This is a genomic window from Paraburkholderia sp. BR14374, from assembly GCF_040948685.1.
Lineage (GTDB): Bacteria > Pseudomonadota > Gammaproteobacteria > Burkholderiales > Burkholderiaceae > Paraburkholderia > Paraburkholderia youngii.
On sequence record NZ_JBFPKF010000036.1, the window covers coordinates 19799 to 29194 of the forward strand.

At 60.6% G+C, this 9396-nt stretch carries 6 protein-coding genes; 1 reads left to right on the forward strand and 5 read right to left on the reverse strand.

Translation table 11 applies throughout. From position 1 onward, the window contains the following. The first annotated feature begins 53 nt into the window (after positions 1–53). On the forward strand, positions 54–1292 hold the full coding sequence (locus tag AB3X86_RS35980) for an SfnB family sulfur acquisition oxidoreductase (RefSeq protein WP_368599629.1): 1239 nt from the start codon (positions 54–56) through the stop codon (positions 1290–1292). Positions 1293–2133: 841 nt separating this feature from the next. Here the strand turns inward: AB3X86_RS35980 and AB3X86_RS35985 are convergent. The 5 genes from AB3X86_RS35985 to AB3X86_RS36005 all read right to left on the reverse strand — a co-directional run bounded on the left by AB3X86_RS35985 (position 2134) and on the right by AB3X86_RS36005 (position 9306). Then, on the reverse strand, positions 2134–3081 hold the full coding sequence (locus tag AB3X86_RS35985; RefSeq protein ID WP_368599630.1) for an HTH-type transcriptional regulator ArgP: 948 nt from the start codon (positions 3079–3081) through the stop codon (positions 2134–2136). A 376-nt stretch (positions 3082–3457) separates the two neighbouring features. Continuing rightward, positions 3458–5185, reverse strand: coding sequence for an AMP-binding protein (locus AB3X86_RS35990; RefSeq protein ID WP_368599631.1), 1728 nt, complete (start codon positions 5183–5185; stop codon positions 3458–3460). 1101 nt (positions 5186–6286) lie between these two features. Further along, positions 6287–7351 carry a porin gene (locus AB3X86_RS35995; RefSeq protein WP_368599632.1) on the reverse strand — a complete coding sequence of 355 codons (1065 nt, stop codon included), beginning with the start codon at positions 7349–7351 and terminating at the stop codon, positions 6287–6289. Between the two features lie 711 nt (positions 7352–8062). Continuing rightward, positions 8063–8905: an alpha/beta fold hydrolase gene (locus AB3X86_RS36000; protein ID WP_368599633.1), complete on the reverse strand. Its 843-nt coding sequence runs from the start codon at positions 8903–8905 to the stop codon at positions 8063–8065. A 35-nt stretch (positions 8906–8940) separates the two neighbouring features. Then, positions 8941–9306, reverse strand: coding sequence for an ester cyclase (locus AB3X86_RS36005; protein WP_368599634.1), 366 nt, complete (start codon positions 9304–9306; stop codon positions 8941–8943). Positions 9307–9396 lie beyond the last annotated feature (90 nt).

Below are 9396 nucleotides of genomic sequence, written 5' to 3' on the forward strand. Positions count from 1 at the left end.
GTCTGCGATGCGCTGCTAGATTGAGTGCTTTCATCATTCGAGAGGAGACCACGATGTCAGACACGAGCGCTACGCTTCACGAATGGCTGGTCCACGCAGGACCGCAGGTTGCCCGCGTGATCGCCGACGACGCGCAGGCGATCGCGGCCGCGCATGCGCTTGCGCAGCGACTTGCCGAAGGGGCGGCCGAACGCGACCGCGAGCGACGCTTGCCGCGCGACGAGATCGAATGGTTCTCGCAGTCTGGGCTGTGGGCGATCACCGTGCCGAAGGCCTACGGCGGCGCGGGCGTATCGAACGTGACGCTCACCGAGGTGATCAAGATCGTCGCGGCGGCCGATGCGTCGCTCGGGCAGTTGCCGCAGAACCACTTCGGGCTGGTCGACGTGATCGCGCTGATCGGCACCGACGCGCAAAGGCGCCATTTCTTCGCCGAGATCCTGAGCGGCAAGCGCTTCGGCAACGGCTTCTCGGAGAAGGGCACGAAGCACGTGCTCGACCTGAAGACGCGCGTGCGGCGCGACGGCGACGACTATGTCGTCGACGGCACGAAGTTCTATTCGACCGGTGCACTGTTCGCACACTACGTGCCGGTGCTCGGCCTCGACGATGCGCAGCAGGCGTGGCTCGCCTACGTCCCGCAGCCGACGCCGGGGCTGACCGTGATCGACGACTGGTCGGGCTTCGGGCAGCGCACGACGGCGAGCGGCACGGTGGTGCTCGACAGCGTGCGCGTGCCGGCTTCGCACGTGTTGCACGCGCAGCGCGTATCGGACGAGCCGACGCTCAACGGCCCGCTGTCGCAAATCATCCAGGCGGCGATCGATGCCGGCATCGCGAAGGCCGCGATCGCCGATACGGAGGCGTTCGTGCGCACGCGCACGCGGCCGTGGGTCGACAGCGGCGTCGAGCGGGCGGCCGACGATCCGTTGATCGTCCGCGAGATCGGCCGCCTGCATATCCAGCTGCATGCGGCTGAAGCGCTGCTCGAACGCGCGGCGCGCACGCTCGACGAGATCGGCGCGCGCGGCACGGTGACCGACGACGATGTCGCGCGTGCATCGGTCGCGGTCGGCGAGGCGAAGGTGCTGACGACCGAGATCGCGCTGCTCGCGGGCGAGAAGCTGTTCGAGCTGGCGGGCACGCAGTCGACGCTCGCCGAGCATAATCTCGACCGGCACTGGCGTAATACGCGCACGCATACGCTGCACGATCCGGTGCGATGGAAGTATCACCTCGTCGGCAACTACTATCTGAACGGCGTGCGCCCGGCGCGTCATGCGTGGAACTGAAGCGCACGCGATCCGGTGCCTTCTCGCCGCTGCTCAGCTGAACAAGACGATGCTGGTTGCTGGGAGACCCACACTCCACGCGGGCCACCAATTCGTTTCGATCTCGAATTTCGGCTAGACGCTTACCGGTTTCCAGGAAAACAGCCGAGTTGACCAGCCCGAGTGCTGCTACATAACGTCCGTCGTCTATCCAGAGAAGCCACACGAGCAGATTATCCAATGACTCACGCCGTTGCCGGCCTTCTTGCCGAAACACGTGCACAGGCCGGCAATTCCAATCTTGTGGGGCCTCGATTGCTCGTCGCTCTTCGGCAGCGAGAGTAACAACATCACGGTATGCCGGGGCTTGCTTGCTGCGCGTGGATCATGGGCCGCGATCGCGCGCGCAATGTCGTCGGCGCTTGAGGGCCTCCATGCCAAGAGATGGTCGCTACGGCTACGCATCGCACCTGCTGATCATTGCCATCAATTGTGCAATCAGCATTAATGGTCAGGGTGATCATGTCGACCATCGTTTCGCTGGGCGTTGTCTATGTTGCCGCCATCGGCCTGCCGTTCCTCTTCCACGATGGTGGTCGACAGGTCGCAACGCTCTACGCGTCAGCGATGCTACTGTCACGGGCGATGGTCTCCTTGCTCATGTCGGCAACGAACTGGACCGGTATCGGCAATCTGCCTGGCTGGCTTGCACTTCCGGGCCGGGATTTTCGCCTCCGCCTGCGTGCCGGTCGCATGGCAGTTCGCCCCGCTTCTCGGCCGTGTCCGGTCATGGAATCGCCTGGCCAGCCGAACGCGCCCGGCTCGGGCGCCTACGTGTTGACCGTGTCGCGAGCGACCGGCGTCAAGAATCACCGCGGGTGCGTCGCAACGCGCCGTCAACGGTGCCCTCCGCACCCGCGGCCGGCTGCACCAGGCTTCGTCGCGCCGCCGCCATGACCAGTGCGCTGATCGTCGCGAGCGGCTCAGGCTCCTGCTCCCAATGATGCCAGTACAGATCGATCAACAGATCGTGCCCAGGCGCGAGCGCAACCAGTCTGCCGCTGCTAATCAGCGGCCCCGCCTGCATCGCGGGCACCAGCCCGTAGCCGAGTTCGTCCAGGATCGCATTGAGCAACGCCACCGGCGAAGGAAAATAGTGCCTCGGGTACCGGCCGACCGTCACACCGAAATGCGACGCAAAAAACACGTCGTGCAGGGTGTCCTTCCGGTCAAACAGGATGGCGGTGGCCTCGAGCGCGCCCGGCAAGGTCAGGCCACCAGCGAAATGTTCGCGTGCAAATCCGGGAGTGGCGACACACTGGTAGCGCATCTGCCCGACCGGCGCCGCCACAAAACGATCGACAACCGGTTCCGGCTGCGTGGACAGAAAGCCTTTGACGTCGCCGCGCGCCAGCGCCTCGAGCGTATGGTCCTGATCGTCCACGACGATCTCAAGCGCCACATGGTGTTGCGCCAGCTCGCGCGTCACCGGCTCGAACCAGGTGGCCAGGGAATCGGCGTTGACGGCAAGCGCAAGCGCTGTCGTCGCGGCTCTGCCCGGCATGACACGCCGGAGGAGGTCATCCTCCTGCAGCCGGACAGTCATGTAATGACGAAACACTTCTTCGCCAGCTTTCGTCGGCATTACAGCCGGTTCGCGCAACAGGAGCAGCGCCCCGATCGACTGTTCGAGCCGCTTGACCCGCCGTGTCGCTGCTGCAGAGGAAATGTTCAGCGCAACCGCCGCCTGCGCGAAACTGCGATGCTCGACCACCGCGGCAAACGTCTCCAGCTCCACCATGTTCAACATCGTACTCACCTTCACTCTCACCTCGCCCATCAATCGCACATCTCAGACCGGTAGCCCTATACTACGAAGGTCGACACCCCTCGGCGATCCCTCCTGGCGATTACGTTTGGTTGAAGGCGTAGCCATCCTTTTCCTCACTCATCGATTTCCCAATTTAGATGCGTAGGCCAATGGCGGTCGGCAGGACTGATTGGGACAGAAGTATCCAGTGAAGTGAAGACTCGCGTCGCTACCGCGATCGGAATTGCAACGGTTCGATGGCGCGGCCTCCCCTTTGAAATGGAAGTAGTCTGATCCGATTCGGTGCATCCGGCGCAATTCATTCCACTCGACAAAACGTTGTCGAAGACTGAGGTATAGCGAGTGACGGTCGGAATCAACCAGCGTGGTCCTGCATGAGCTTGAGTTCGTCGATCATCCGATCGCGCATTACAAACTTCTGGACCTTACCGGTAATTGTCATCGGCATCTCGTCGACGAAGCGGATGTAGCGCGGGACCTTGAAGTACGCGATCTCTCCGCAGCAGAAATCGCGGATCTCGTCCTCCGTAGCCTGTTCACCCGACTTCGGGATGATCCACGCACAGATCTCCTCGCCGTACTTCGGGTCCGGTATGCCGAACACCTGCACCGACTGCACTTTGGGATGACGAAACAGGAACTCCTCGACCTCACGCGGATATATGTTCTCATCGCCACAGATCAGCATGTCCTTGACGCGGCCGACGATGTTGCAGTAACCGTCCACATCGAGAGTCGCCAGATCGCCGGTGTACATCCAGCCCTCGCGAACCGCTTCTTGCGTGCGCGCCTCGTCGCCCCAATAGCCGCGCATGACGGAGTAGCCCCTGGTGCACAGCTCGCCCTGCTCGCCGACCGGCACGACATTGCCGTCGAGGCCGACGAGCTTGACTTCGAGGTGGGGCTGCACGCGGCCGACCGTGGTCACGCGCTTGTCCAGTGGGTCGTCGGTACTACTCTGGAAAGACACGGGACTCGTTTCCGTCATCCCATACGCAATCGTCACCTCTCCCATCTGCATCTGCCACACGACGCGCTTCATCGTCTCGATCGGGCACGGCGCACCGGCCATGATTCCGGTACGCAACGTCGACAGGTCGTACTGTGCGAAATCGGGCGCGTCGAGCTCGCAGATGAACATCGTCGGCACGCCGTGCAGCGCGGTGCACTTCTCTTCCGACGCGGCAGCGAGCGTGGCGGAGGGGTCGAACACCTCACCTGGGAACACCATCTTCGCTCCGGTCGCTGTGCACGCGAGCGCCGACATCACCATCCCGAAACAGTGATAGAGCGGCACTGGAATGCAGAGCGCGTCCCGCTCGTCGAAGCGCATCGCCTCCGCGACGAAACGCGCGTTATTGACGATGTTGTGGTGCGTCAGCGTTGCGCCCTTTGGGCTGCCGGTCGTGCCGCTGGTGAACTGAATGTTGATTGGGTCGTGGCAATCGAGCGATGCGGTGATGCGGTCGAGCGCCTGCACGTCGGATGCCGACGCACCGCGCGCGATCGCATCACTGTAGCGCAACATGCCGGGTGTGTGCCCGTCGCCCATCCGGATCACGAGTCGAAGCGATGGCAGGCGTACTGACGCCAGCTTGCCGGGCTCGCAGCTCGTCAGCTCCGGCGCAAGCGCCAGCAGCATCTCCAGATAGTGCGACGTGCGCAGCCGCTCGGCAGAGACGATTGCGCGGCATCCCGATGTATTGAGCGCATACTCGAGCTCATGCAAGCGATATGCTGGATTGATGTTGACGAGGATCACGCCGATGCGCGCGGTCGCGAACTGCGTGACAATCCACTCGACCCGATTGGGTGACCAGATGCCGAGCCGGTCGCCAGGACAGAGGCCGAGGGACACGAGCCGCGCGGCAAAGTGGTCGACTTCCGCACTGAAGCGGGTCCAGGTCCAGCGCACGTTCTGCTCGCGGAACACGACGGCCGGCCGGTCGCCGAAGCGGGAGACGGTGTCAGCCAAAAGCGCGGCGATGGTGGCCGATGACAACTGGGAATCGGTGGAACCCCGCACATGGGACAGGTTGTCTCGCGGGTCTTTGCAGGGCTGTGCAGCGGACGGCAGGTCCATGGCGTCTTCTCCTGTACATTTGTATATGAGCGATCTGTTGATTCCGACCAACGAGTCGCCCGTTCGGGACTGGTAGCGCGATCATCACGCCGTTCTCACTCCATTCGCCGTCAGAGAACAACGGTGCGCGCCGTGCTTCTGCCGATTGACCTGATCCAGAAGGCTACGGTGGCGCAATCGGCATCTGTTCAAGCAACAGCATTGAGGCCGCCTCCGTCATTTCGCCGAACAAGGCCACAAGGACACGGCGATAGGGAGCAATCGGCTAGTGAAATCCGCGCTTCGTGGAACGTCGAGATCGATCTAATCGATATTCGAGCGCCACGGCGCGGCTCAGTGACGCAAACGGCTGCGCGCGTTACGAGCATGCGTTCGGACGCGATTCGAACAGCTCGATGCCGTCGGCGCAAGCTGGCGCGAGCGTCGGCGGTGCCCGGTCTGCCGATTACGGGCGGCGGACCGGCCTTCGTTTGAGCAAATCATGACAGGCCTCAAGGTGGACGCATTCCGGTGTTCATGCGATTGCGACGAGTGAGGCCAGTCAGCGATGCCACATCACGCTATGCGAGACTGTCCCACCCTTCTTGAATCATCAATTCGCGCGGGTATTCACCAAAACACATCTCTGCAGTTTGCACACTTGCCGCATGCGGCACGAACCAGAACCGTACTGGCGCACGCAACACCGCCACGACCATTGGACGCTCGCATCGTGTATGCGCGCGACTACGGATGGCTTACCAGTGGTCGTCAGGATTGCCGTCTCGATGCTCAGGCATTGACTCTTCAATACGCATAGCCGGTCTCTTTGGACTTGGCGGGAAGACGCGCCATGACCCATCGTCGTGGCGAAAAAAGAACATGGATACGCGGCCTGTCACCTTATCCGCCTGGACACAGACGCAACGCCCATTTCTGGAACGTTTGAACTGACCAACTCTCACGCTTCCCCCTGGGACCGCTAACCAATCTTCAACCATCGCTCTCAGCGACATCCCGCCACTTGCCATCACCCTTCTCCTATGAAGTCGTTGGATGTGGTTTATCTTTTGCAGACCCGACCGTAGACTGGGTCGCAATAACGACGATCAGGGATCTCGCCTAGAAGACATGGCGAATGCCAACATTCGCGCCCACCGTCGTGCCCGTGACGCCGTTCAGTGCGCCATTGATCGAGAGTCCGGTGTTCATGGCGCCGTGATTATTCACGACGCCCACCTGTCCATACAACGTGGTCCTTTTCGACAGAAAATACTGCGCTCCGATCGCGCCCATAATGGAGTGATTCGTGCTCTGATTGCGATCGCTCGTGAACCAGATGCCACCGTTCAGATCAAGGTCCGGCAGCACCAGATAGTCCACGCCGCCACCATAGACGTTATTGCTAAACGAGCCCGCCACCTTGTAGCTGGTAAACGAAGCCTTGACCGTTATCTTGTCGAACTTGTATGCAGCTCCGAGCATGCGACCAAGAAACGCCTGCGTCGTCGGAACTGGGGTTTGAGCTGTGCCACCGGCATTGCCGTCGTAAATCGCCGCTTCCACCGTCAGACTTCCGTTCTCGTATTTCAGCCTGGCTGAATATTGCCGCCCAGCAGCGAAATCGCCCGGCTCGCCTCCGAGCGCAAACATCACGCTGCCCTGTAGGCCGGCGATCACTGGGCTCGTATAGGAGAGCGCATTCGCGTTGAAAATTCCAGTGCCCACCACATTGTCAACATAGTTCACGACGCTGCTGCCAAACAGCGGCAAACCCCGTGGATCCAGTTCATACAGCGAAAGAAAGAAGGGAGAGAATTGCAGGCCTGCTTTCAATTCGCCCAGACCGCTGCTCAATGCGATCCAGGCCTGGCGGCCGAACATGTTACCGTTTGAATCGTTGAATGCACCGTTGACCATACTGAAGCCGCTTTCGAGCTTAAATTGCGCCTTCAGCCCTCCACCGAGATCTTCCAAGCCGGAAATCCCGAATTGCGATGCCGAACTGCCGCTATCAATCAGGGAAAATTGCCTGCCGGAGTTGGCGCCCGTCGACACGCTTGGGGACTTGTTGGTGAACAGCAACCCGGCATCGACGACACCATAGAGCGTAATGTTGCTCTGTGCTTGAGCCCGCGCCGCCAAGCGCCAGGCCCAGCACCGCAGCAACCGTGCTTTTTCTGGCAAACCATCGTTCGTGAATCGTCACGTTCTCCTCCAATATAATTTTTTGCCTATCAGAGCCTTTCAGCTCAAAACATGGCCTTATTTTTATATAATAGTACTACTAACTGCACCGATAAAACTGCTCGTTTGTCAGATTCAAAACTTCTACTACCGGCCTTATACCGATTTTTCAGTTCGGCTTCCACCAGATTCGGACGTTTAGAGTTGACCATGCCGCTGCATCGATAGATGACAGCCTGCAAGACTGGGGCTAGAAAGGTCGCGGTACTTTCAGGCGGATGGATCGATCAGAATTTTCATTGTTTGCCCAGCTTGCAACGGTTCGAATCCATTGGTTAAGAAGGAAGGTCTTCGATCGTCAGTTTCCTGTTTCCGTAATACACTTCTGCTCGCATTGTTCACCTCCTTTATGGATTGATGTAGGTCGGCAAATCCTGAGTCATCGCCCCACTCACTGATGGCAGGCTTGCCGACCATGATGCAAAAAACATTCGGAGTACGAATCTATAGACGAACGCGTAGATTCATTGAGGCACTTGCGCTTGTCCTTCCTCTTTCAACTACATCCTGAACTACGTGGCCAACCGGACTAACATATCGATCGCCAGGTATCTGACAGCCGGCAGCCCCCTTGCTACGCTTCCTTACCCCTTGGGACTTCACAAGTTTCACCACGGGTGGCCCGCGATTCCTCATGCACAGTCTCCTTTTTCAACACTGGTTTGTTGTCACGAAGTCACGCAGCGTCTCATTAAACGCTTCGGGTGCCTCGCGAAACAGGCAATGCCCGGTCCCCTCGAGCATTGAGACCTGAGCCGTCGGCATCAGTGACCCGAGCCGCTGGGCTGCAGTAGGCAGCAAAATGTCATCTGCACTGCCGTGCAACACCATCGTTGGAACCTGTAGCGTGCTCAGCAGGTCGTCGTTGTCCACCTGTCGTGAGAACAGCGCGGCACGCACTTCGGAAGGGACCACGCAGTTGTAGCCCAGCATCTCGTACAGGTCACGCTCGCTCACCGGGCGGGCGTGACACTGCTGGATGAACTGCACAAGTGCCGGCACCACAGTAGCGATGTCCGGGGCGAACAGGCTGCCAACATAGGACAGTACCTGCGGCCCGAGCAGGCTCATGGCCGTTTCATCGCCAAGCCGCGTCAGTGCAGCTGCGAACACCAGTCCGGCGAGACGAGCACTGCCGTGCCGGCGCAGGTAATCGCAAGCCACCAGGCCGCCATACGACCACGCCACCAGCACCACCGGCCGATTGCCCAGTGCTTCAATAGCAGCAGCAACGTCATCCGCCCACAGTGAGCCATCGCTGTAAGCCGCAGGCTCCACAGGCTTGGCCGATCCACCATGGCCGCGCAGATCCAGCGCCGCCAGCCGATGGTCAGCAGCCAGGCCACCCGCAAATTGGGGACGCCAGATTGCCGCCGACTGAGAGAAGCCGTGCAGAAACAGGATCGTGGGACCGGTAGCCGGACCGGTCTCTAGAAGACGAAGGGCGAGGCCCCCACCGCCAGTTATTTGCCGAATGGATAGAGTCTGTGTCATGGAAGATGGCTCGTAGCGTCGCTGCAGCGTGTTGGTTAGTGGGCGCGGCCCAGAAGGCCCACACCAGTGGGCGCGTTCGCTTCGCCACGCAACTGGCGCAGCACAGTCTCCAGGTCGAAATAGACGCGCTCTGCAAGCAGGCGACCCGCCTCGTCACCGTCACCAAAGATATAGAACGCCGCGAGCTCGAACGTGACGGCTCGGCCGGTGGCCGGGATACCGCAGAACTCGCCGCGGTGGGTGCCGGTCACCGTGATCTCACGGATTGAGCAACCAGGGACGTCGTACTCGGCGCTGGGACGCAGCCGGAAATCGGGGAAGGCAGCGTCGAACGCGGCGTAGAAGTCCTGCACGGCCTTGAAGCGTAAGCGGCTCGCGGTGGCCGTTGTAGACGGCCGCAAGTATCGGCATCAAAGTGATGTCCATCATTTTCGAAGTGGTGGACACCATTTTGTCAGAGCCAACACAGAGGCCCGGTAGCCGTAAAGGTC